Source organism: Labrenzia sp. 5N (genome assembly GCF_012395805.1).
Lineage (GTDB): Bacteria > Pseudomonadota > Alphaproteobacteria > Rhizobiales > Stappiaceae > Roseibium > Roseibium algicola.
This window is the reverse complement of record NZ_JAAZTM010000005.1, coordinates 214,306-236,569: the sequence shown is the minus strand read 5'-3', so window position 1 is coordinate 236,569 and position 22,264 is coordinate 214,306. Positions and strand designations below refer to the sequence as shown.

General features: G+C 60.3%; 26 protein-coding genes. 6 read left to right on the top strand and 20 right to left on the bottom strand.

Features of this window, described 5'->3' with window-relative positions; translation table 11 throughout:
* Positions 1–130: 130 nt before the first annotated feature.
* The 3 genes from lysA to argH all read right to left on the bottom strand — a co-directional run bounded on the left by lysA (position 131) and on the right by argH (position 3,311).
* Entirely contained in the window at positions 131–1,405 is a 1,275-nt protein-coding gene (gene lysA / locus HEP89_RS08525; RefSeq protein WP_062486103.1) for a diaminopimelate decarboxylase, read from the bottom strand.
* Positions 1,406–1,561: 156 nt separating this feature from the next.
* Positions 1,562–1,762: a lipoprotein gene (locus HEP89_RS08520; RefSeq protein ID WP_145903830.1), complete on the bottom strand. Its 201-nt coding sequence runs from the start codon at positions 1,760–1,762 to the stop codon at positions 1,562–1,564.
* A gap of 163 nt (positions 1,763–1,925) precedes the next feature.
* The gene (gene argH, locus HEP89_RS08515; RefSeq protein WP_168691777.1) at positions 1,926–3,311 is read right to left on the bottom strand and encodes an argininosuccinate lyase; all 1,386 of its coding nucleotides are present in this window, start codon (positions 3,309–3,311) and stop codon (positions 1,926–1,928) included.
* Positions 3,312–3,353: 42 nt separating this feature from the next.
* Between argH and HEP89_RS08510 the strand changes: the two genes are divergently transcribed.
* Entirely contained in the window at positions 3,354–4,016 is a 663-nt protein-coding gene (locus tag HEP89_RS08510; RefSeq protein ID WP_152505082.1) for a TlpA disulfide reductase family protein, read from the top strand.
* Positions 4,017–4,087: 71 nt separating this feature from the next.
* Here HEP89_RS08510 and HEP89_RS08505 read toward each other — a convergent pair whose 3' ends face one another.
* From HEP89_RS08505 to HEP89_RS08465, 9 genes are all read right to left on the bottom strand, one after another.
* A complete protein-coding gene (locus HEP89_RS08505) occupies positions 4,088–4,300 on the bottom strand; it encodes a hypothetical protein (RefSeq protein ID WP_055660176.1) in 213 nt (70 codons plus the stop codon).
* A 136-nt stretch (positions 4,301–4,436) separates the two neighbouring features.
* Positions 4,437–4,697 (bottom strand): hypothetical protein, encoded by a 261-nt coding sequence (locus HEP89_RS08500; protein WP_023002524.1) that lies wholly within the window; start codon positions 4,695–4,697, stop codon positions 4,437–4,439.
* A gap of 300 nt (positions 4,698–4,997) precedes the next feature.
* On the bottom strand, positions 4,998–5,204 hold the full coding sequence (locus tag HEP89_RS08495) for a hypothetical protein (RefSeq protein ID WP_023002523.1): 207 nt from the start codon (positions 5,202–5,204) through the stop codon (positions 4,998–5,000).
* 58 nt (positions 5,205–5,262) lie between these two features.
* On the bottom strand, positions 5,263–6,753 hold the full coding sequence (locus tag HEP89_RS08490; RefSeq protein ID WP_168691776.1) for an AMP-binding protein: 1,491 nt from the start codon (positions 6,751–6,753) through the stop codon (positions 5,263–5,265).
* Between the two features lie 35 nt (positions 6,754–6,788).
* Positions 6,789–7,670, bottom strand: a complete 882-nt coding sequence (locus HEP89_RS08485; RefSeq protein ID WP_023002521.1) for a 3-hydroxybutyryl-CoA dehydrogenase — start codon at positions 7,668–7,670, stop codon at positions 6,789–6,791.
* 138 nt (positions 7,671–7,808) lie between these two features.
* Positions 7,809–8,741, bottom strand: a complete 933-nt coding sequence (locus tag HEP89_RS08480; RefSeq protein WP_168691775.1) for an FAD-binding protein — start codon at positions 8,739–8,741, stop codon at positions 7,809–7,811.
* A gap of 23 nt (positions 8,742–8,764) precedes the next feature.
* Positions 8,765–9,514, bottom strand: coding sequence for an electron transfer flavoprotein subunit beta/FixA family protein (locus HEP89_RS08475; protein WP_023002519.1), 750 nt, complete (start codon positions 9,512–9,514; stop codon positions 8,765–8,767).
* A 324-nt stretch (positions 9,515–9,838) separates the two neighbouring features.
* On the bottom strand, positions 9,839–10,537 hold the full coding sequence (locus HEP89_RS08470; RefSeq protein WP_168691774.1) for a hypothetical protein: 699 nt from the start codon (positions 10,535–10,537) through the stop codon (positions 9,839–9,841).
* Positions 10,537–11,049 carry an RNA polymerase sigma factor gene (locus HEP89_RS08465; RefSeq protein ID WP_168691773.1) on the bottom strand — a complete coding sequence of 171 codons (513 nt, stop codon included), beginning with the start codon at positions 11,047–11,049 and terminating at the stop codon, positions 10,537–10,539. The genes HEP89_RS08470 and HEP89_RS08465 overlap by 1 nt, the downstream gene beginning before the upstream one ends.
* Before the next feature lie 133 nt (positions 11,050–11,182).
* Here HEP89_RS08465 and HEP89_RS08460 point away from each other — a divergent pair, with 133 nt between their 5' ends.
* On the top strand, positions 11,183–11,944 hold the full coding sequence (locus HEP89_RS08460; protein ID WP_168691772.1) for a hypothetical protein: 762 nt from the start codon (positions 11,183–11,185) through the stop codon (positions 11,942–11,944).
* Between the two features lie 102 nt (positions 11,945–12,046).
* Entirely contained in the window at positions 12,047–12,376 is a 330-nt protein-coding gene (locus HEP89_RS08455) for an RT0821/Lpp0805 family surface protein (RefSeq protein ID WP_209014529.1), read from the top strand.
* A gap of 37 nt (positions 12,377–12,413) precedes the next feature.
* Here HEP89_RS08455 and HEP89_RS08450 read toward each other — a convergent pair whose 3' ends face one another.
* The 5 genes from HEP89_RS08450 to HEP89_RS08430 are packed head-to-tail and all read right to left on the bottom strand — an operon-like array spanning position 12,414 to position 16,162.
* Entirely contained in the window at positions 12,414–13,106 is a 693-nt protein-coding gene (locus HEP89_RS08450) for a rhomboid family intramembrane serine protease (RefSeq protein WP_023002514.1), read from the bottom strand.
* A gap of 32 nt (positions 13,107–13,138) precedes the next feature.
* Positions 13,139–13,714 (bottom strand): cob(I)yrinic acid a,c-diamide adenosyltransferase, encoded by a 576-nt coding sequence (locus HEP89_RS08445; RefSeq protein WP_023002513.1) that lies wholly within the window; start codon positions 13,712–13,714, stop codon positions 13,139–13,141.
* Between the two features lie 40 nt (positions 13,715–13,754).
* Positions 13,755–13,952, bottom strand: coding sequence for a twin transmembrane helix small protein (locus HEP89_RS08440; RefSeq protein WP_023002512.1), 198 nt, complete (start codon positions 13,950–13,952; stop codon positions 13,755–13,757).
* A gap of 52 nt (positions 13,953–14,004) precedes the next feature.
* Positions 14,005–14,877, bottom strand: coding sequence for an SDR family oxidoreductase (locus HEP89_RS08435; protein WP_023002511.1), 873 nt, complete (start codon positions 14,875–14,877; stop codon positions 14,005–14,007).
* 46 nt (positions 14,878–14,923) lie between these two features.
* Positions 14,924–16,162: a ubiquinone biosynthesis hydroxylase gene (locus HEP89_RS08430; protein WP_168691771.1), complete on the bottom strand. Its 1,239-nt coding sequence runs from the start codon at positions 16,160–16,162 to the stop codon at positions 14,924–14,926.
* 134 nt (positions 16,163–16,296) lie between these two features.
* Here HEP89_RS08430 and tesB point away from each other — a divergent pair, with 134 nt between their 5' ends.
* Positions 16,297–17,163, top strand: a complete 867-nt coding sequence (gene tesB / locus HEP89_RS08425; protein ID WP_023002509.1) for an acyl-CoA thioesterase II — start codon at positions 16,297–16,299, stop codon at positions 17,161–17,163.
* 199 nt (positions 17,164–17,362) lie between these two features.
* On the opposite strand, the gene HEP89_RS08420 is transcribed toward tesB, so the two are convergent.
* The 3 genes from HEP89_RS08420 to HEP89_RS08410 all read right to left on the bottom strand — a co-directional run bounded on the left by HEP89_RS08420 (position 17,363) and on the right by HEP89_RS08410 (position 20,628).
* A complete protein-coding gene (locus tag HEP89_RS08420) occupies positions 17,363–18,574 on the bottom strand; it encodes a GTP-binding protein (protein ID WP_168691770.1) in 1,212 nt (403 codons plus the stop codon).
* A gap of 144 nt (positions 18,575–18,718) precedes the next feature.
* Positions 18,719–19,084: a hypothetical protein gene (locus HEP89_RS08415; RefSeq protein ID WP_168691769.1), complete on the bottom strand. Its 366-nt coding sequence runs from the start codon at positions 19,082–19,084 to the stop codon at positions 18,719–18,721.
* A 182-nt stretch (positions 19,085–19,266) separates the two neighbouring features.
* Complete coding sequence (locus HEP89_RS08410) at positions 19,267–20,628, bottom strand: D-alanyl-D-alanine carboxypeptidase family protein (RefSeq protein ID WP_209014525.1); 1,362 nt, start codon at positions 20,626–20,628, stop codon at positions 19,267–19,269.
* A 446-nt stretch (positions 20,629–21,074) separates the two neighbouring features.
* Here HEP89_RS08410 and HEP89_RS08405 point away from each other — a divergent pair, with 446 nt between their 5' ends.
* Positions 21,075–21,929 (top strand): urease accessory protein UreD, encoded by an 855-nt coding sequence (locus HEP89_RS08405; RefSeq protein WP_168691768.1) that lies wholly within the window; start codon positions 21,075–21,077, stop codon positions 21,927–21,929.
* Positions 21,930–21,947: 18 nt separating this feature from the next.
* Positions 21,948–22,250, top strand: a complete 303-nt coding sequence (locus HEP89_RS08400; protein WP_006936842.1) for an urease subunit gamma — start codon at positions 21,948–21,950, stop codon at positions 22,248–22,250.
* Positions 22,251–22,264 lie beyond the last annotated feature (14 nt).

The following is a 22,264-nucleotide window of genomic DNA, read 5'->3' as shown; positions in this document are numbered from 1 at the left end:
CCGGTTTTGCCCCCCGAACTGCCCGTTTCTCCGGAAACGCAGCCCGCTGGACCTGCCCACCATACAATAAGGTGAGGCATAGCGGGCTGTCCGGCAACCTGTCGGTTCAACTAATTGTCAGCCGATCTGTTCACGAACCCTTGAGCCAGTCCGGAATCCGGTCCAGACCGAGCAGGTCTTCGTAGCTGGTCCGGGGCCGGATAACGGCAAATTGGTCTGCATTTACGAGCACTTCGGGCACCAGAAGCCGCGAATTGTAGGTGCAGGACTGGACTGCGCCATAGGCGCCGGCCGAGTAGACCGCCAGCATTTCCCCGGCCTCTACCCTGGGCATATCCCGGTTCTGGGCCAGAAAATCACCGGTTTCGCACACCGGACCGACGATATCGGCCTTGATTCGGTCTGTTTCTTCCCCCGGTTCGCGCACCGGGCGCACCTCGTGATAGGCCTCGTAAAGCGTCGGACGGATCAGATCGTTCATGGCGGCATCGACAATGACGAAATTCTTGTCGGCGCCTTCCTTCACATAGACGACTTCGGTAACCAGGATGCCGGCGTTGCCGGCAATCATGCGGCCCGGCTCGAACATGACCATGCAGTCCAGTTCGCGCACATGCTTCTTGACCACCTGGGCATAAGCGTCCGGATGCGGCGGCGGATTGTTGTCGGTGATATAGGGGATACCCAGTCCACCACCGAGATCGACATGGTCGATCGTGTGGCCTTGCGAGCGCAGATCCGTGATCAGCTCGCCCAGACGCGCAAATGCGTTGTCGAAAGGCTCCAGCTCCGTGATCTGCGAGCCGATGTGCATGTCGATGCCGGTGACCTTGATACCGGACAGAGCCGCTGCCTCGGCATAAACGTCACGTGCACGCTGCCAGGGAATGCCAAACTTGTTCTCGGCCTTGCCGGTCGCAATCTTGGCATGGGTCTTGGCATCGACGTCCGGGTTGATGCGCATGGACACCCGTGCGGTCTTGCCCATTGCAGTGGCGACCCGTGAAAGCTGGCGCAACTCGGGCTCGGATTCCACGTTGAAGCACAAGATGTCTTCCTGAAGCGCGTAGGCTTGTTCGGCCTCGGTCTTGCCGACCCCCGAAAAGACGATCTTCGACGCGGGAACGCCCGCAGCCCGTGCACGGCGCAATTCGCCTTCCGAGACCACGTCCATGCCGGCGCCCAGCTGTGCAAGCGTCTTCAGGACCGCCTGGTTGGAATTTGCCTTCATCGCATAGCAGACCAACGACGGAATATCGCTGAATGCGGCGGCAAACACCTGGTAGTGACGGGTGAGCGTTGCCGTGGAATAGCAGTAGAACGGTGTGCCGACTTCACGCGCGATCGTCTCGATCGCCACGTCTTCGGCAAACAGCTCGCCATTCTTGTAATCGAAGTGATGCAAGGGACGGCCCTCATGCGGCTGGATCAGGTTCAGGGCCGGTCGCTATTACCAGACCGTGCGGAAGCTGATCGGCATTGAAACGATGGAGCGTATCGGTTGCCTCGGCAGAGCCGGCTCGCTCCGATGCGCAGCCGGCACTGCCGCTGCGCGCATGGTTTATCGGATCATGAAATCCAGGAAAAAGGGCTTGTCGCTTTGCGGCGCTTCCGGCTGAACCGGTGCTGCCACAGCGGGATCAACCGCGGCGTCCGCCTGCTGCACAGGCGCTCCCGGGTTTTCCAGCCCGCCCTTGCGGCCACACCCTGCCAGGGTCACGCTCAGGCAAAGACCGACCAGAGCCAGGGTTTTGAACCGCATTGTCATCACCATCATGCCTTTTTGGATCGACTGCCCCGCGTCCGGGCGGACACGGGAGTTCTTACAAAGTCACATACCGGTCCTTCTCCTCGCATGACACGGCGCGTTCGGCAAGACCAGTTCGCGCCGTGTGTTGCGGGGAATGCCGACCTTCAATGGGTCATCAGGCCTTGGCCAGCTCTTTCAGCCAGCGGCGTGCCTGCTTGCGTACGTTTACCGGCGACGTGCCGCCATAGCTGGTTCGGCTGCGTACGGATTTGTCGACGGACAGCACCTGGAAGATCTCGTTGGTGATCTTCGGCTCCACCGCCTGCATCTCTTCCAGCGAAATCTTGTGCAGTTCGATGCCCTTCTCGACGGCAATCGCCACGATGCGCCCGGTCACGTGGTGGGCGTCGCGGAACGGCAGACCGAGAACGCGAACCAGCCAGTCGGCAAGGTCCGTTGCAGTCGAATAGCCAGAGCCTGCGGCCTTCTTCAGCGCCTTGGTGACAGGCTCTAGATCGCGGATCATGCCGGTCATGGCCGCAAGAGCCAGGGAAACGCTGGCCAGGCCGTCGAAAGCCTGCTCCTTGTCTTCCTGCATATCCTTGGAATAGGCGAGCGGCAGGCCCTTCATCATCACCAGAAGCGCTTGCAGTGAACCGTAGATGCGGCCCGACTTGGCACGCACCAGTTCCGCCGCATCCGGGTTCTTCTTCTGCGGCATGATCGACGAACCGGTCGAAAACTTGTCCGACAGTTTCACGAATCCGAACTGCGCCGAGCACCAGATGACGATTTCCTCGGCAAGGCGCGACAGATGCATGGCTGTGAGAGATGCCGTCGCCAGCGCCTCGATGACGAAATCACGGTCGGAAACGGCATCGAGCGAATTGGCAGACGGACGGTCGAAACCGAGCGCCTTGGCGGTCATGTGCCGGTCGATCGGGAAGGACGTGCCGGCTAGCGCCGCTGCACCAAGCGGGCACTCATTCATGCGCTTGCGCGCATCGCGTACCCGGCCCCGGTCGCGGCCGAACATTTCGACGTAGGCCAGCATGTGGTGCCCGAAGGTCACCGGCTGGGCCGACTGCAGGTGCGTGAACCCGGGCATGACGTCGGCAGCATGGGTTTCCGCCTTTTCCGCCAGGGCCTGCATCAGCTCACCCAGCTGGTCGTCGAGCGTATCGAGCGTGTCGCGCACCCACAGGCGGAAATCGGTCGCCACCTGGTCATTGCGTGAGCGCGCCGTGTGCAGGCGTCCGGCAGCCGGGCCAATCAGCTCGGCAAGGCGCGCCTCGATGTTCATGTGGATGTCTTCAAGCGCGCGGGAAAACTTGAATTTGCCGCTTTCGATCTCTGACAGGATTGTGTCTAGACCTTGAACGATCTTGTCGGCATCGTCCCGCATCACAATGTCTTTTTCCGCGAGCATGCGCACATGGGCTTTCGAGCCGTCGATGTCCTGCTTATATAGCTTCCGGTCGAAGTCGATGGAGGCGTTGATCTCCTCCATGATGGCGTCCGGTCCCTCAGCGAACCGGCCTCCCCACATGCGATTGCTCATGTCCTGTCCCTTAGAAGGCGCCCCCTTGCGGGGTGTGAACGAATGACAAAGCCAACCGAACCAGCGAAAACCAACAGACGCGGCATTGTTGCCGCCGGGCTTGCGGGTGCAGTGGCCGCCGTAGCGGCTCTATACGTGATCGCTGGACCGAATGGCAACATCGCCGGTGCGCAAAGCTGTTCGGCTGCGCTCGATTTTGCGGCGGCGGCCAAGCCATTTGCCACTGGAGAAGTGGCCGCCTTCCTTCCGGCAAGCGCGCCGCTGGACCTTCAGCACCTGACCTTCAAGGGGCCCGACGACCAGCAGATGGCGCTGTCGGACTTCGGCGGCAAGACAGTGCTCCTCAATCTCTGGGCAACATGGTGCGCCCCGTGCCGCAAGGAAATGCCGGCGCTGGACGAGTTGCAGGCGGAGATGGGAGACGACAATTTCGAGGTGGTTGCGGTTAATCTCGACCGGGGCGGACCGGAAAAGCCGAAAGACTTTTTGAACGAGATCGGCGTCGGCAATCTCACCTTCTATCAGGACAGTTCGAACGATCTTCTGAAGGACCTGCGCAAGGTTGCGCGGGCAACCGGTTTGCCGACAACCATTCTGGTTAGCCCCAAGGGCTGCGAGATCGGCACCATGTACGGCCCTGCCGAATGGGCCTCCGGCGAGGCCAAGGCGCTTATTAAAAACGCAATGGCGGCCCCGGACGCCTGACGTCCGGCTGCCGCCAGAAATATCAAGATCATCAGACCTTTCGAAGCCGGTGGAGGTGACCCTCCGCCGGATCAGACGCTGATGTCGACCGCGTTGCCCAGACCTGGAATGCGGCGCGACTCGCGCCGGTCTTCTTCCTGGGTTGCCTGGGCCTGCTCCAGCCGCTCGGCAACCTGGCGTTCCTGCTGGTTCTGGTCCCTTACCGCATTGGCAGCAAGTTCGCTGCGAACACTTGCAGCGCTGTAGGCGGCCGAGGAAGAGGAACTGTCGATAGCACTCGGCATGATGGGTTACTCCTTCGCCGTGGTGATGAGGCTTGTCCGCAGCCGTTGGTCACCCGTCATCCTTGCAATCGGGCAACTCGGCTTTTTGTTCGTTCGTCTTACGCTTCCAGTCGGCTTATCCGGAAGATGCGTCACATCAGGCCAGGATGTTAACCTGTAATCCGACACCATCTTCCAGCCGACGCGTTTCCGCGCGATTTTCCAGTTGCTCAGCTTGCCGGCTCAGGAATTCTGCCCGGTTCGTGCTGAAACTCGCCTGGCGTTGCGCAATCACGGCTGCAGCTTCGGAGCGTTTGGTCTTGAACGCTTCGGCTTGTTCTGCAACCTGGCCCGCACGCGTGTTGGCCTGGTTCGGCTGATACGCCTGGGATGCTCCATATCCTATTGCTTCAGGCATGGTCGTTCCAATCCTTGGATACGATTTCAAACTTCATCTTGTATGAAATACCTGAATTCAAAGGTAAATTTCCAAAACAACTCTCAGAGTTGCTGACTCAATTACTGAATTGATCAGAATATTTTTCTTAAAACTTTACGTAATTATGGATAAGCATCTGAAAGACAGGAACTTTCAGAAGCATCTTTCGAGAAGTGCTTTTCAGGCTTCACCCGAAAAAAGACACCCGGCGGAGCAACGAAAACGGCCCGTGCGGGGCCAATCCGCACGGGCCGTTAACAAAACCGCAAAGGAACGGGATCAGGCGCTGACGTCTACCCGTCCGCCGAGACCGGGAGGTGGTGTGGCCTGTTGAGCCTGAAGATTGTCAGCCCCTTGCTGCAGCAGCGCCACCAGATTGGCGTCCTGCTGGGCGGCCATCTTCATCATCTCTGTCTGAAGCGTCTGGGCTGTCTGTGCCTGGGTCTGCGCAACGAATGTCGTGGCAATGCCAACGCTGTCCATCATTAACTCCTGAAGTTGTGGCCACCCTAACCCCCTACCCTTAATCAGGTGTTAACGAATGTCAGAGCCCCTCCCGCAAGACACTGCGCCGGACCTTGCCGGACGGTGTGCGTGGCAACTGTTCCAGCACCTTGTAAACCTTGGGACGCTTGTATTCCGCCAGGTTTTCTGCCGCATGAGCGGCAAGACTGTCGGCATCCAGCTGCCCGGGGAGGGCCGGCACCACGAAGGCCGTTATCAGGCTGACACCTTCGCGCGCAGGCACCGCCGTCACGGCCACTTCCTGCACCTGCGGGTCAGCTGCCAGCACCCGCTCCACTTCTTCCGGAGCGACCCTGTAGCCGAAGGCGTTCATCAGATCGTCAGCACGGCCTTCGTACCAGAAATAGCCGTCTTCATCCGTACGCGCCCTGTCGCCGGTCAGGAACCAGTCGCCCCTGAATGCGGCCGCCGTTTCCTCGGCACGGTTCCAGTATCCCAGCATCAGGCCCGGTTCATCCCTGTGAACAGCCAGAAGCCCTGTCTCCGTTCCGGACACCGGCACCGGCGTGTCATCCAACTCGCTGAGAATGGAAACCTTCCGGCCTTCCTGGGGTTTGCCCGGGGAACCCGGCTTTACCGGAACGCTGGGGCTGCTGGAGAGATAGGTGGAGATCTCGCTCATGCCGAGCGCTTCATAAAGTTCGCGGCCGGTGCGTTCCCTCCACTCCCGATAAAGACTTGCCGGAAGCGCTTCTCCGGCCGTCAGGCCGTGGCGAAGATCGGGAAAGGAGGCGGGCGTAACAGCGCCATACTTCAGGATACGCCGGTAGAGACTGGGCACGGCCGCAAACAGCGTCGCCCTTGTGTCTGTCATCAGGTCCGGCCAGAGGTCCGGGTCTCGAGGCCCGTCATAAACAACACTGGTCGCACCATTGGCCCAGGGGTCCATCAAGCCGGCACCCAGAGTATAGGTCCAGTTGAACGCTCCGGCATGAAGCAGCCGGTCGGAAGCACCTATGCCATACCAGCCGGAATACATGGGCCGGCGCGCACTGGCGGCGCGCTGCGCATGCAGGACGCCCTTCGGCGTGCCGCTGGTACCGGACGTATAGACAAGAAAAGCCGGGTCGTCAGCGTGGGTCTCCGCAAAGTCTCCCGGCTCTGCCTGCTTCAGTTCGACCAAGGCCTCTGGACCCAGCAACGTCGCGCTGCCCGTGTTCGGCAGCACAGTATGTCCGTCGTGAAGCACCATCCGTGCGCCGCTGTCGGCCAAGATCGCTTCTGCTTCCGACGCAGTGAGTTGGGAAGACGTCGGGATCGGCACGAAACCACCCGCAATCGCCCCGAAGAACGCCAGCGGAAAATCGCTGGAGTGACCGATCCTGAGAAGGATACGGTCACCGGACGAAAGATCCGTGGCACGCAAACCCGCGGCAACCGAGAGAACGGCCCGCGTCAGCGAGCCATAGCTCCATGTTTCCAGAAGGGCGCCACCGGCCCCCACCAGTTCCAGCGCCGTCTTGCCCGGGTCCGGGGTGGCGCTGGTCAGGCAATAGCGGGCTAGGTTCATCGTTACCGGGGCTTCTGCGGTGGCTGGCGAACCGATTACCGGGTCGGAACCGGGTGCTCGCCGCGGTAATCATAGAACCCGCGTTGAGTCTTGCGGCCGAGCCAGCCTGCTTCAACGTATTTCACGAGCAGCGGGCACGGACGATACTTGGTGTCCGCCAGACCTTCGTAAAGCACCTGCATGATCGACAGGCAGGTATCGAGACCGATGAAATCCGCAAGCTGCAGCGGCCCCATCGGATGGTTGGCCCCGAGACGCATGGCCTTGTCGATGGAATCAACAGAACCGACGCCTTCATAGAGCGTGTAGATTGCTTCGTTGATCATCGGCAGAAGGATACGGTTGACCATGAAGGCCGGGAAATCCTCTGCGACGGCAATCTGCTTGCCGAGACGGACGCAGAACCCTTTCGAGGCTTCGAAAGTCTCGTCTTCCGTGGCTATGCCGCGCACCAGCTCGACCAGTTCCATGACCGGAACCGGGTTCATGAAGTGGATGCCGATGAAGCGTTCCGGACGATCGGTCGAAGCGGCAAGACGCGTGATCGAGATCGACGAAGTGTTGGTCGCCAGGATCGCTTCGGGCTTCAGGATCGGACAAAGCTGCGAAAAGATCTTGCGTTTGACCTGCTCGTTCTCGACGGCGGATTCAATCACCAGGTCTGCATCACGCAGAAGATCGAGGTCTTCGGCTGCCTTGATGCGATCCAGCGCCGCGTTGCGCTCTTCCTCGGTGATCATGGACTTGGACACCTGGCGCGCCAGGTTGCCGTTGATCGAAGCCAGGCCGGATTCGATCCGTTCCATGGAGAGATCGCTCAATCCCACGTCGAAGCCCGCAAGTGCACACACATGCGCAATGCCGCTGCCCATCTGACCAGCGCCGATTACGCCGACTTTCTTGATTTCGACTGCCATCCTGAAAATCCGATCTTTAGAAAACATCCCGATTGGACGGGTTGCGGCTATTTTTGGCAAGTCTTGCGCCGAACAGCAAGAACCCCGGAGCGAAAACTGTTATTCGCCCCGGGGTCCGTGATCAATTTGCCGCAGGTGTTACTCGACGGCAGCCTTCAATTCCGGCAGCACGTCGAAGAGATCCGCCACGAGGCCATAGTCCGCGACCTGGAAGATCGGTGCTTCCTCGTCCTTGTTGATCGCGACGATCACCTTGGAATCCTTCATGCCGGCAAGGTGCTGGATGGCACCGGAAATGCCGCAGGCAATGTAGAGATCCGGAGCAACCACCTTGCCGGTCTGGCCGACCTGCCAGTCGTTCGGGGCGTAGCCCGCATCGACGGCAGCGCGCGATGCGCCAACCGCCGCGCCGAGGGCATCGGCCACCGGCATGATGACTTCCTGGAACTTCTCGGAAGAACCGAGCGCGCGGCCACCGGAAATGATGATCTTGGCAGACGTCAGTTCCGGACGGTCGGACTTGGAAAGCTCCTCGCCGACGAATTCCGAAAGACCTGAACCGTCCGTTCCCGCAACGGTTTCAACAGCGGCAGAACCGCCTGCTTCCGCAGCCGCGAACGTGGAGGTCCGCACGGTGATCACCTTCTTGGGATCGCCGGATTTCACGGTCTGGATCGCGTTGCCCGCATAGATCGGACGCTCGAAAGTGTCCGCGTCGACAACAGCCGTCACGTCGGAGATCTGCATCACGTCCAGAAGGGCTGCGACGCGCGGCAGGGTGTTCTTGCCGTTGGCGGTTGCCAGGGCAACGATCGCGTCATAATCGCCTGCGAGGCCGACGATCAGATCGGCGGTCGGCTCGGCCAGCTGGTGCTCCAGCGCATCGCTTTCAGCAAGCAGAACCTTGGCGACGCCGGAAAGCTTGGACGCGGCATCCGCAACGCCCTGAACGCCCTTGCCGGCGACCAGGACGTGAACGTCGGCACCAAGAGCGACGGCAGCCGTCAGGGCCTTTGCCGTGGCATCGCTCAGTTCGCCACCGGCGTATTCGGCCACAAGAAGTGTTGTCATGTTTTATCCTCCTGCGACGGGTCTTAAAGGACGCCGGCTTCGTTCTTGAGTTTGTCGACCAGCTCGGAAACGGAACCGACCTTGATACCGGCCTGGCGCGATGCCGGCTCGGTGGTGGTGACAACGGTGAGGCGCGGCGTGGTGTCGACACCAAAATCGGCCGGAGACTTTTCGTCGATCGGCTTCTTCTTCGCTTTCATGATGTTCGGCAGGGACGCATAGCGCGGCTCGTTGAGGCGCAGGTCCGTGGTCACGATGGCCGGCAGCTTCAGCTTCACGGTCTGCAGGCCGCCATCCACTTCACGGGTGACATCGACAGTGCCGTCGCCCAGATCGACCTTGGAGGCAAATGTGCCCTGGCTCCAACCGAGGAGGGCTGCCAGCATCTGTCCGGTCTGGTTGCAGTCGTCGTCAATCGCCTGCTTGCCGAGGATCACGAGACCCGGCTCTTCGGCTTCGACGATCGCTTTCAGGATCTTCGCGACTGCCAGCGGCTCGGTGGTGTCGTCGGTCTTCACCAGAATGCCGCGGTCGGCGCCCATGGCAAGGCCGGTGCGCAGCGTTTCGGTGGCCTGTTGCGGCCCGACGGACACGACGATCACTTCACTCGCCTTGCCCGCTTCCTTCAGCCGAAGGGCTTCTTCGACGGAGATTTCGTCAAACGGGTTCATGGACATCTTGACGTTGGCAAGATCGACGCCAGAACCATCCGCCTTCACACGGACCTTCACGTTGTAGTCGATGACCCGTTTTACGGGTACGAGGATCTTCATTTGGTCTCAACCTCTTGCTGGGCCGGCTTTCACCGCACCGCATTCTCCGGCTCTCTGCCTTCATGACGCAAGGTTACAAACGGCAGAATTGAGCCAATCGTGGCGCATGGCGGGGGACGGTACTGACCGACACGGCACCTGTCAATTGCGGTAAAAGGTCTAAGGCGGCAATTTGCCGGGCTTGGAAAAACATGCGTCGCAATGATGATAGTTCGGCAACGCAACAATGCGTGGAAAACCGGGGCTCACCGCAAAAAGGAAACCGCGCGCACCTGTTACGGCAACACGCGGCGACTTCTCTGTTTTCCTGGTGCCGGTCCCCGGTCAGATGCCGGGGGTCTGCGGCGAGAACTTGTCGGACACCGGTTCGGCGAACACGGTCACCCAGGTGCCGTTCTCGTCCCGGCAGGCCGTGCCACGAATGGAAAGGTCCAGCCTGCTGAAGGTGGTCTCGCGAAGGTACTCGCGGCACCAGTGCCCGCTCTTGCTGCGGTAGGTCTTGATCGGCGTCAGGATCTCGCGCCAGTCGCCTTCCTGCCCAACGAACACGGGCTCGCCGCTGACTTTCGTTTCCAGCGCTTCCTGGACGGTCTGTGCCAGGAGCATCCGCTCGGTTTCCATATGTGCGGCAAGAGAAGACACGGCACTGTCCATCCGCGTCTGCATCCAGTAGGTGGTAAAGCCGAAAGTGCCGGCAACCATCACAAGTGCGGCGGCGATCTGGATCAGCACGCCTGTCCAGGACGCATGCGCATGACGGGGCGCAGGACCTTCGCGCTTGGCGAATTCCTTTTCGATGAGTGCTTCGAACCGTGCCATTGATTCGTCAGGCACCGGCGCGGCAACCGCTTTTTGCAGAATGGTATTGTCCTTGGACATCTGCTCCAGCAGATCATGTCCACCACCAGTCGCGTCGACCCGGCGAAGCAGAGCTGCACGCTCCTCTTCCGAACCTTCCTCGTCCAGGATCTTGCCGATATCCTTTGCAAGCAGGATCTGTTCGCGCTTTTCATCAAATGTCATCACATACCCCCTGGCATGCTGCGCAGCCTGACGCCCTGCGGGGCATCGTTCGAGTCCAGCCACTCGCGCAGTTTCAGTCTTGCGCGGGCGAGCCGGCTGGTTACCGTTCCAATCGGAACGCCGAGTTCATCCGCCACATCCTTGTAGCTTCTGCCCTCAACGGCGATCTTCAGAAGCACCTCGCGGTTGTCTTCTTCCAGCTCGCCAATGAAATCCTGCACTTTCTGGAGCTCCAGGCTGTCGGCGGCGGCTTTCGCGCCGTCGTAACTTTCCTCGAAATCCAGCATGGCAAGGTCGAAAAGCCTGGCCCGGTTTGCGGTGTCGCGAACCGAATTGAAGTACAGATTCTGCAAAATCCGGAACATCCAGCTGTCGAGCCGGGTGGCCGGATCGAACTGGTCGAGCGATCGGATTGCACGTTCGCATGTCATCTGCACCAGATCGTCTGCCTGATCCGGATTCCGGCACAGCCTTAAAGCAAAACTCCTCAGCTTCGGGAGCAGACGGATCATCTCCGTCTTTAACGTATCTTCAGGCAAGGAGTTCTCCGCAAAACCGCTCTCAGCGAGACAACACGTAAGGAGACCTTTTGATCCCGACTTTTTTTAGACTATCTTCGGGAAGAACAAAGATTGCCCAGGTGTTATGCGTGCGAAGGTCGTAAAACCGCTCTCGTCGACCGCCAAAAACCCCTTATTACGAATTGAATCGCATCAGATGAAACGCGCCCGCCAGATTACATTGCAAGACCGCCTCTCTGCGATGTTTCGCATACTGCCGGGTGTTGCAGCTGCGGCAATGATGTTCTCTCTTGTCTACTTCAGCCCCTTGTTCGACATGAAGGACAGCATTGCCGCGGCCGCAGATTCGCATGGTGATCGCGGCAGTCGCAGCGATCGCGGTGACCGTGGAGGCCGCAGCGAACGTGGAGACCGCGGCGGCGACAGCGGAAGCAAGAGTTCGGGTGGTGACAGCGGTAGCAAGAGTTCCGGCGGTGACAGCACCGGTGGCAGCAGTTCCGGTGGCGGCGACACAGGTGGCAGCCGTTCGGGCGGTGGCGACTCAACTGGTAACAGTTCGAGCGGAAAAAGCTCCACCGGTAACAGTTCGGCAGGAAACAAATCGGCCGGTAGAAGCTCGGAAAGCAAAGGCAACTCCGGTCGCAGCGGAGGCTCCTCTTCTTCTTCCTCCTCCCGCTCTTCGTCGGGTGGATCGTCATCCGGCGGTTCGTCGTCCGGCGGTTCGTCAGAACGAACTTCTTTTAGCTCTGCCACACAAAAGTCCGGTTCAGGCGGTTTTTTAGATCGCATCTTTGGCGGGCGTCAGTTTAATGGTGACAGCGAGCCTTCTGGTGGGTCCCTCAGCGCGCGGGAAGAACGGGAGGCTATCTCCAACGGCTGGCAATAGATCCAAGAGGCGGGATCGGACTTGATTTTTCGTGGGTTTCACGTTCCGAAAGGGACGTTTTTTCTGTTTTTTTTGGCAAATATCCTCACAGGCTGTTCCGTTGTGTCAGTGCAGGACACGCTTGTCTCCCTGCAGGAACCCGCCGCGGCGGAAACACGCAAACCGGCTTCAAAACTGCAAGCATCGGACAAATACCGGGCTGAAACCACGCTTCAAGCTGCGCTGGAGAAGTCTGTTTCCGGCAAGGACCGGAGCTGGAGAAACCCCTCGAGTGGGGCGAGCGGCACAATTACGCCACTGAAAACCTGGAAAAATACGTCCGGCGACTTCTGCCGCTCCTACCGCGAACGGATCAAGCTGGCTGACGGTCGAATGATCAGCCGCCGGGGAGTCGCCTGCCGCACTGCTGATGCCGTTTGGAAAGCAGCCTAGTTTCCTGACCGGTCCGCATTCTTTTTGAAAACTGTGCCTAGGCGATGTTTCGATCGAACAGGGGCACACCCCTGCGCCGGAAAAACACGATCAGCACGGCACCCGCCGCCATGCCACCGATATGCGCGATCCAGGCGACATCGCTATCGGACGCAATCACGGCATTGACGATCTGATAAAGGATCCAGCCGCCGAGCAACCATCCGGCGGAAAGGCGCAAGGGTATCCGGCCCAGTGCCAGCACCCACACCTTCACCCGCGGGTGCAGCATCAGATAGGCGGCAACAACGCCTGAAACGGCGCCGGACGCCCCGATCAACGGCACATCCGAATTGACGTCGATGGAGGCATATGCCAACCCGCCGGCTATTGCACACAGCAGATAGAAGACCAGGTATCGCAGATGGCCCATGGCATCCTCGACATTATCGCCGAACACCCACAGGAACAGCATGTTGCCGATGAGGTGCATGTAGCCGCCATGGAGGAAGGCATAGGTGACCACCGACATCCAGTCGGGCAGCATCTGAAGCTCCGGCGACAGATCCCGGATATCGAACAGGACAACCGGGATAAGGCCGAAGGAATAGGAGGACGCGGCCACCGCCTGCTGGGAACCTGCACCCTGATACAGAAGAAAGATCAGGATGTTGGCGGCAATCAGGAAAAGGTTCACAAAGGGGCGGGGAACATGGACCAGCCGATTGTGATCGTGAAGGGGAATGAACATTCAGCGCCAGGCCTCCGGCAAGGGGAACTGACCTAACGGTTCTGTCCAGGCACCCAAAGAACGTCCTGCTCACCCTTTTCATTCAGGTACCGCGAGGCAACGAAGAAATAGTCCGACAGGCGGTTCATGTAGCGCACGGCAGCGGGATTGATCTGCTCGCGGGCTGCCAGTTCCACCATCAGACGTTCTGCCCGGCGTGAGACCGTGCGGGCCAGATGCAGGTAGGCAGCGGCAGGACTGCCACCCGGCAGCACGAAGGAACGCAGCGGCTTGAGCTCCGCATTGAGGACGTCAATCGCCTGTTCGATCGCCGTGACCTGGGCGTCGGTGATCCGAAGCGGCTCGTACCCAAGGTCCTCACCCGTTTCCGGCGTTGCAAGATCGGCCCCCAGGTCGAACAGGTCGTTCTGGATCCTGCCGAGCGACTGGTCGACCTCCGGCGCAGACTGCCCGGTCTGAAGGCGAATCAGACCAACCACGGAGTTGGTCTCGTCGACGGTCCCGTATGCCTCGATCCTGAGGTCGCTCTTTCGGCGCCGTTCTCCGGAACCCAGCGCGGTCGTGCCGTCGTCACCCGTCTTCGTATAGATCTTGTTCAGAACAACCATTGTGCCCCCAGTTCCTCCAGTAGTGTCCGGTTATCTTGTCTTAGTGGCCGGTGCCGAAAAAGTAGAGACCGCCCATCACCAGGACAATCACCAGAAACTGAAGACCGACACGCCAGCGCATCAGGAGCTGCGAGCGGTTGGCCGGCCCGTGACGGAACATGTTCCAGATGCCGAGCAGCAACACGAGTGCAACCGCGGCGAGGCCGACGGGAATGAGAAAGTTGATCAGATCTGCCATTTCGTTTTCCTTGTTTCACCACTGTCCGGCGCAGCCACCTGTCGGCAGGCAGCTATTCCTCGCCGTCGGCAGCCCAGATGCAGAACCGGTCGAGCAGACTGGTCGGCAGCACCCGTTTGGCCACCGCCATGACGGTGGTCGGAATTGTTACATGATAGCGCGCTTTCGGCCGATTTGCTTCCACCGCATGCACCAGCCGTTTGACCACGGCCTCCGGCGGCAGCTTGAACGGCCCGGGCTCTCCCGCCTCCATTCGGATGCGGCGCTTTTCGTAGGTCTTACGATGCCGCGACGCCTGCAGACCATCCTCGCCGATCCAGCGCTGAAAATTCGCCAGTGCGTTTTGCGTGAACCGGGTATCGATAGGACCGGGTTCGATCAGACTGACGTGAATGCCGGTACCTTTCAGTTCCTGGCGAAGCGTGTCCGAATAGGCTTCAAGCGCGAATTTGGAAGCGGTGTAGGCTCCGCGGTACTTGAGTGCCACGAACCCCAGTACGGAGGAACACTGCACGATTCGCCCGGAACCGTTGGCGCGCATTGCAGGCACCAACCGGCGGGTAAGATCATGCCAGCCGATGAAGTTCGCCTCGAAAAGCGACCGCAGGGCTTCCGTCGGCAGGTCTTCCAGCGCACCTGGAACCGCATAGGCGCCATTGTTGAACACCGCGCTCAACGCACCATCGGTCCGCTGCAGAACTTCGCTTGCCGTCGCCTCGATGCTGTCCGGATCCTCATAATCCAGGCGGAAGGCTTCGAAACCAAGATCGCTCAACCCGTCAACATCCGCCTGGCTCCGCGCAGTCGGAAAAACACGCCAGTTGCGCCCGCGCATGATGTGGGCTGCCGAAAGGCCGATGCCGGAGGAACAGCCCGTAATCAGGATCGACCGGTGCGCGGAAAAACTCTCCGGATTGGCAATCATCAAATGGAAATCCTGCGGAGTGGAAGACGGTCCGATCCAACTCCTATCAGATAGGTTCGCCGGAAAGCAATTTCGGCACCGGCCCCGCAAAACCGGCAGCTTCCTTGATGAACTGCGTTTTCAGGCCCGGCATCCTGTCCACAATACCAAGTCCGAAATCGCGCATGGCGCGCAACACGTCATTGTCATTGGAAAACAGGCGGTTCAGTACGTCGGTGACAACGCCCATCTGGAACGTGTCGAACCGGCGCCAGCGCTGGTAGCGTTCCAGAACGTCGAAACCGCCGAGATCTTGCCCCAGACGACGGGCATCCACCAGCACTTCGGCCAGTGCCGCGACATCCTTGAAGCCCAGATTGAGCCCCTGGCCCGCAATCGGATGAATGCCATGGGCGGCATCGCCGATCAGGGCGAAGCGCGGCTTGACGAAATCACGCGCCAGCTTCAGCCCGAGCGGATAGGCCCGGCGTGGACCGTCCAGCTCCAGTGTGCCGAGGTGATGTCCGAAACGGCGTTCCAGTTCCAGTTCGAAAGTAAAGTCGTCAGACCGCACAAGCCGGTCGGCGTCCGCTGTCTTTTCCGTCCAGACCAGCGACGACCGGTTGCCCGGCAAGGGCAGGATCGCAAATGGTCCGGCAGGCAGGAAATGTTCTTCCGCCCGACCGTTGTGAGGCCGTTCATGCTTCACTGTTGTGACGATACCGGACTGGCCGTAGTCCCAGTTGACCGTCCGGATACCGGCAAGGCCGCGCAGGCGGGAGCGCACGCCGTCGGCTGCAACGAGCAGCCGGCTTTTCAGAAGGGTCCCGTCTTCCAGCGCCAGTTCGACGTGGTCTGGATGAGTGCGAAAGGTTTCCGCGGTGCCCGGTGCGAAAAAGCTCACGCCAAGCGCCTTGGCCGCCTTGTAGAGCGCAGGCATCATCACGCCGTTCGGCATCATGTGGGCAAAGGGTTCACCCTCCGTCGCCTCGCCGCCGAACGTCAGGAAGACTGGCCGAACCGCATCGCGAAGCTTGCTGTCGGTGACGATCATTTCGTTGATCGGCTGGGCCTCGCCCGAAATCTTCTGCCAGATGCCGAGTTGCGACAGCATGCGTGAGGCAGCTGCCGCGATGGCTGAGGCGCGAGGATCCTTGTGGAGGTCTTCCATCGGCTTGGGATCGACCACGGCACAGGTGAGGCCGGCATCGCCCTGCTTCAACGCCACCGCCAGAGACAGGCCGACATAGCCGCCGCCTGCGATCACGACATCGAACATGTCCGGGACGCTTTTTTTCCTCGCCATCGTCTTCTTCTCCTTGCCTTCGGTTTCCCTAAAGGCATCTTGACTTTAACGTCAACTGCCGTCCAAGAGTGCGGTGCCGGGGCTCCAAGCCTCGAACCAAATCACCTGCCGTCTATCTAACAGGGATCGCGCCGATGAACACGGCCATTGATAATCTTCTCCAGATTCTCGACCTGGAACCGCTGGAACGCAACCTGTTCCGTGGTCGCAGCCCGCAGGTCGGCTGGCAACGCGTATTTGGCGGGCAGGTGATCGGCCAGGCGCTGGTTGCCGCCTCGCGCACCGTGGTGGAAGACCGTCACGTCCATTCCCTGCATGGCTACTTCCTCAGGCCCGGCGATCCGTCAGTCCCCATCATCTACGAAGTCGACCGTATCCGCGACGGTGGCAGCTTCACCACACGGCGCGTTGTCGCGATCCAGCACGGCGAAGCGATCTTTTCCATGTCCGCCTCCTTCCAGGTGCATGAAGAGGGGCTGGAGCACCAGATCGACATGCCGGACGTTCCGACACCTGAAGATCTGCCCAGCGAACAGGAACTGAAGGAAAAATTCCTGTCGATGGCCCCGGAAAACATCCGCCGCTACTGGGAGCGCGAGCGGCCGATCGAGATGCGCCCGGTCGACATGACCCATTATTTCAGCAAGAAGCCCCTGCCACCGCAGCAGTATGTCTGGGTACGGGCGACAGGCCCACTGCCGGACGACGAACGCATGCACCAGTGTGTCCTCGCCTATGCTTCCGACATGACGTTGCTGGACACCTCGCTGTTTCCCCATGGCACGTCCGTCTTCAGCCCGAAGATCCAGGCCGCCAGCCTGGACCATGCCATGTGGTTTCACCGTCCTTTCCGCGCCGACGACTGGCTGCTTTACGCCACCGACAGCACCTCATCTTCCGGCTCACGCGGTATAAACCGCGGATCTCTGTTCACCAGGGACGGGGTCCTGATCGCCTCGACCGCCCAGGAAGGACTGATCCGTCTGCGCAAGAAAGATTGAGTTTCCGAGACGATGGTGCAGTCACCGCTGGCTGCTACTCAAAATCTCAGAGCCTCATCCTGAGGAGGGCCTTTAGGCCCGTCTCGAAGGATGGGCCACTTGTTCCTGTGGGTGCCGCCCATCCTTCGAGACGCCGCTTCGCGGCTCCTCAGGATGAGGGATCCCATTGGAGAGCGCCGGGGTATTGCGGACCTGCCGCCTACCTCACCGGACTGGTGAAACCCGACACCGCCAACGGATTGTCGGTCAGGGCCTGGTGATCCGGCGTATCGGGCAGCAAGGCGCCCGAAAAGGCCTCGAACATGCGCCTGACGAACCCCTCCGGCAGGTCCTTAGTGATGAACACCATGCGGGTTCTGTGATCCGCGTCCGGCCAGGCTTCCAGTGTTGCTGGCGGATGGAAGACGTGCTGGACACCGTGGATCACCACGGGCCGTTCAGGATCTTCAGCCAGTTGCACGATGCCCTTGACCCGAAGCAGTTTCGGTCCGTGCGCGGAACGCAGCAGATCGAGGAACATTTCCAGCGCGGACGCCGGCACCGGTCGATCAGTCGACAGGGTAAAGGCCCGGATGGCATCGCTATGCCGGTTCACGTCATGAGCATGATCGTGGTGATGCCCGTGCGAATGGCCATGTGCATGTTCGTGGCCGTGACCGTGATGGTGGTCATGCTGCTGGTCTTCGTAGGCTTCCGCGTTCAGCCAGGCAGCCACGTCCGGGATCTTGCTCTTCGGATCATAAAGACCGGCGTTGAAAAGATTTTCCACAGTTGCATCATCCGCCTGGGCGTCCAGCCGGCGAGCGCCGGGATTGAGCTGTTGCAAACGCTGCTTGAGGGCGTCGAAGGAGGCCCGCGCCCCTTCGTCTTGAACGAGATCGGTCTTGGTGAAGACCAGCCGGTCGGCAACAGCGGCCTGCTTGCGCGCTTCTTCGTGATTGTCGAGGGTCGACAGACCGTTGACCGCGTCCACAAGCGTGATCACGCTGTCGAGCCGGTAGCGCATCACCAGATAGGGATGCAGCATGACCGTGTGCAGGATGGGCGCCGGATCCGCCAGACCCGTCGTCTCGATGATCACCCGGTTGAGCCTGTCCATGCGGCCGTTATCCAGTCGGCGCAACAGGTTTTCGAGCGTCGTGACAAGATCGCCGCGAATGGTGCAGCACAGGCAACCGGAGGCAAGCTCCACGATGCCGTCGCCGGCCTGATCGACAAACAGATGATCGAGCCCGATCTCGCCGAATTCATTGATGATGACCGCTGTGTCCGCCATCGACGGATCCTTCAGGATCCGATTGAGGAGCGTTGTCTTGCCTGACCCCAGAAACCCGGTCAGGACTGACAGGGGAATGGGGGGCTTCGGACCCTTGGGTTTTTGTCCTTCGGCAACCGGTGTCGGCGAGGCCATGGTATCTCTCCAGATGCATTCGCCGGTCCTTGATCGGACCCGGCGGACTTTCCGCAGACACATAGGCAGAAAGGCGGGTCAGCGCAAATGCTGGTCCCGCCACGTCGGCTTGTTCAGTTGGAAAAACGTCCGGCTGACGCCGAATCACCCCGCGTTGAGGATGATGTCGTCTTCTTCGGAGGCCGCTTCGGCGTCCTTCTTGTCGAGGGCGACAATTTTCCTGTCGGCCTCGTCCTCGGACAGATCCATCGGGGTCAGATCCTGGACGATGTCCGCTTCAGACGCTTCCAGTTCGGCTTCCACGTCTGTGTCGCTGTCGGCTTCGAACTCGAAGTCGTCCAGTTCCTCTTCCGCCTCGACATCAACCACGAGCCGGACAGCCTCCGCCGCCTTTCGCAAGGTGGCGATCACATGGTCGACCGAAACCCCTTCCTCCAGTTGATTGGCGGAAAGTTCCGCAAGGCTGGCCAGAGCCTTGATGGTGGCGGTGGATCTCGGTTCAATCATCATGCGATCTCTCGACCTGTTGTACCGGCATATTCTGTGCCGCAGTGGCATTTCGAGGTCCGGCAGGGAGCACGCCTTTGCCAGAAAAATGCTTACTGCAGTGTTAAGGAGTAGCGTAAATAAAAGGTTAACTCCGTTAACCGCAACGCTACATCATCGGCACCGTCAAAGATCTGGAAATCGAATTACTTGCGAGGACTTGGGGAAGGAACCGGAACGGTGAAATCCAGACCCTTGCGGAAGATCGATCCGGGTGAAGATTTCGAAAGTTCAACCGCGGCTCCCGGGCGTGACACGGTATCGCCACCCTGCGGAATTGCGCCTGCGGTTTTGGCATTGGCCGTCAGCTGCATCTTCGCCCGGATTTCGTTTTCTGCCCGCCGCACGGGATTGGCGACCGGCAGTGGTACGTCTTCCACGGCAATATCCTCGCCCGCGATGGCTGCGACCGCTTCGCTGGCGGCACCGGCGGGAACGGTGCCCGGGCTGACGGAAGGCGACCCTTTCGGGTTGCCGAGGCCGACATCCAGCGGACGGTAGGCAATCCGGCGAGGGCCGAGCGTACGATCAAGGATCTTTGCCCAGTCCGGTTTGCCGTTGGACAGCTTGAAACCGCTGTCGTCGAGCTTGTCCTCATCGGACTTGTTGGCCTTGGCGAAGAACAGGAACCCGCCCTGCTTTTCCTTTTCCATGTCGAACCGGGCCATGTAGCCCTTGGGACCCGGGCTCTTGTTGCGCCGGCAATAACCGTCGGCCGGCGGATTGCCGCTGGTGCCCGAAAGGCTCGTGATGCTACGGCCGCCGCGCTTGCGGAACCCTTCGTCAAAAAGCTGGCGTGCAAAGGCGGTGCGCTCCAGACCGGAACCCGCGCCAAGGATAATCGCGATCAAGGTCTTGTTGCCGCGCGTCGCGGAGGCGGCAACATTGTACCCGGAATTGCAGATGTAGCCGGTCTTCATGCCGTTGGCGCCGGGCACGCGCAGCAGGAATTCCCGATTGGCCGACCGCAGCGTCTTCTTGCCGAAGCGGATCCCCGGGTGGTCATAGTAGTTTCGGGATTCCGGAAAGTCCCGGCGCAGCGCCAGGGCCAGAATGGCAAGGTCCCGCGCCGTGGTCACCTGCCGGTTGTCTGGCAGACCGTGCGGATTGTAGAACCGGGTATTGGACATTCCCAGGCGCTGAGCTTCCGCATTCATCATGGCGATGAAGCCGGCTTCAGATCCCGCGATCGACTCGCCGAGCGCTACCGCAACATCGTTGGCCGACTTGATCAGAATGATCTTCAGCGCCGTGTCGACAGTGAACCGCGTCCCGACCTTGAACCCCATCTTGCTGGGTGGTTCGGCCGCGGAGTTCTTGGACTGCACGACCGCGCTGTCGAGCGAGGCGCGGCCTTCGCGGATCGCCTTGAAGGTGACATAGGCCGTCATGAGCTTGGTGAGTGAGGCTGGGTACCACTTGCGCGTGGCGTTTTCCTGCTCGATCACAGCGCCGGAACTCGCGTCGATCAGGACATAGGCACCTATATCCGCCCGTGCCTGGCTCATGGCCAGACTCATCACAAGAGCGGTTACGGTCAGACAAACGGAAGTCAGGCGGCCAATCGGGCTCAAAAACACGGTTTCCCTCGCTCGTCATCCAGCGGATGACACGTCGCAATTGGGCAATGGCAGTATGAATAGCTGCTGTCTTCTTAAAAAACCGGAACATCGGCGCGAGAGCAACCCCTTCCTCAAATCCACTCCACGCCAATCTTTCTTGCAATTGCCTTATTTTTGAGCAACTTTTGCGAGCAGGCATTGATAAGCTGCGGGAAACAGGGACTTTTTTGGCCGGTGTCGTCTTGCCTTTCCACTTGCCGGCCTTGGCCCGGCTCTTGCTAAGATTGCCGAGGGCATATTGCCCATTGCGGCCCGGCGACGGTCTGGACCAATTTGAACAGATGTGAAAAATAACAATGACTGAATGAGCCCGCAGGGGGGGCGGTCAAGCAATGTATGATGCTGGTCTGGCATCAGAAACGGGCGGGAAAGCCGTAGTTCTGCAGCGCGTGAAAGGCATCGGCAAGGTGCGTTTTTCGGCGCCGGACGGCAAAACCCGTCTGACCGATCTGTATCAGAGCGGGTCGGCCAAGGTTCGCCTGCCGAAGGTCTATGATACCCCTGCCACAGCCGTTCTCATCAACACCGCCGGTGGTCTCACCGGAGGCGACCAGCTCGACTATGAAGTCGGCGCTGACGCCGGTGTACACGTAATTGTGACCAGCCAGACGGCCGAACGTGCCTACCGCAGCCCGGGCGGCACCGCCCAGGTGAGCGGGCATTTCACGGTCGGACCCGGTGCGACCCTGGAATGGCTGCCTCAGGAAACCATCCTTTTCAACGCCTCGCGCCTTCGCCGCACGCTGCAGGCGGATCTGGAAGGTGACGCAAGGCTGATGATGGTCGAATCCTTCGTCCTTGGCCGAAAGGCGATGGGCGAGCAGGTCAAGTACGTATTCTACCGCGACAGCTGGCGCATCCGCCGGGACGGGAAGCTGGTGTTTGCTGACGACATCCGGCTGGATGGCGACCCGGCCGACGCGCTGACCGGCCCGGCTACGGCCGCCGGCGCCCTGGCCGCGGCAACCTTTGTCGATTGCTCCGCCGATGCCGAAGACCGGCTCGCCAGGGCAAGAGAGCTGATCGAAACATTGCCGGATGGAACCGCCCAGGCGGCCGCCAGCGCCTGGAACGGCTTGCTGATAACCCGGTTTGTGTCCAATGATGGCCGCGGCTTGCGCACGGCCCTGATGTCGTTTCTCACCGGATACCGAATGACGGCGCTGCCGCGCGTCTGGTATTGCTGATTTGGAGGACTTTCTTTCATGAACCTGACGCCCCGCGAAAAGGACAAGTTGCTCATTTCCATGGCCGCGATGGTCGCCCGCCGCCGCCTGGAACGGGGCGTGAAGCTGAACCATCCGGAAGCCGTCGCCCTGATCACCGATTTTGTTGTCGAGGGGGCCCGTGACGGGCGCACCGTTGCCGACCTGATGTCCGCGGGCGCCAAGGTACTGACACGCGACCAGGTGATGGAAGGCGTGTCCGAGATGATTCACGATGTTCAGGTCGAGGCCACCTTTCCTGACGGCACCAAGCTCGTGACCGTGCACGAACCGATCCGCTGACCGCAATTTCCAAG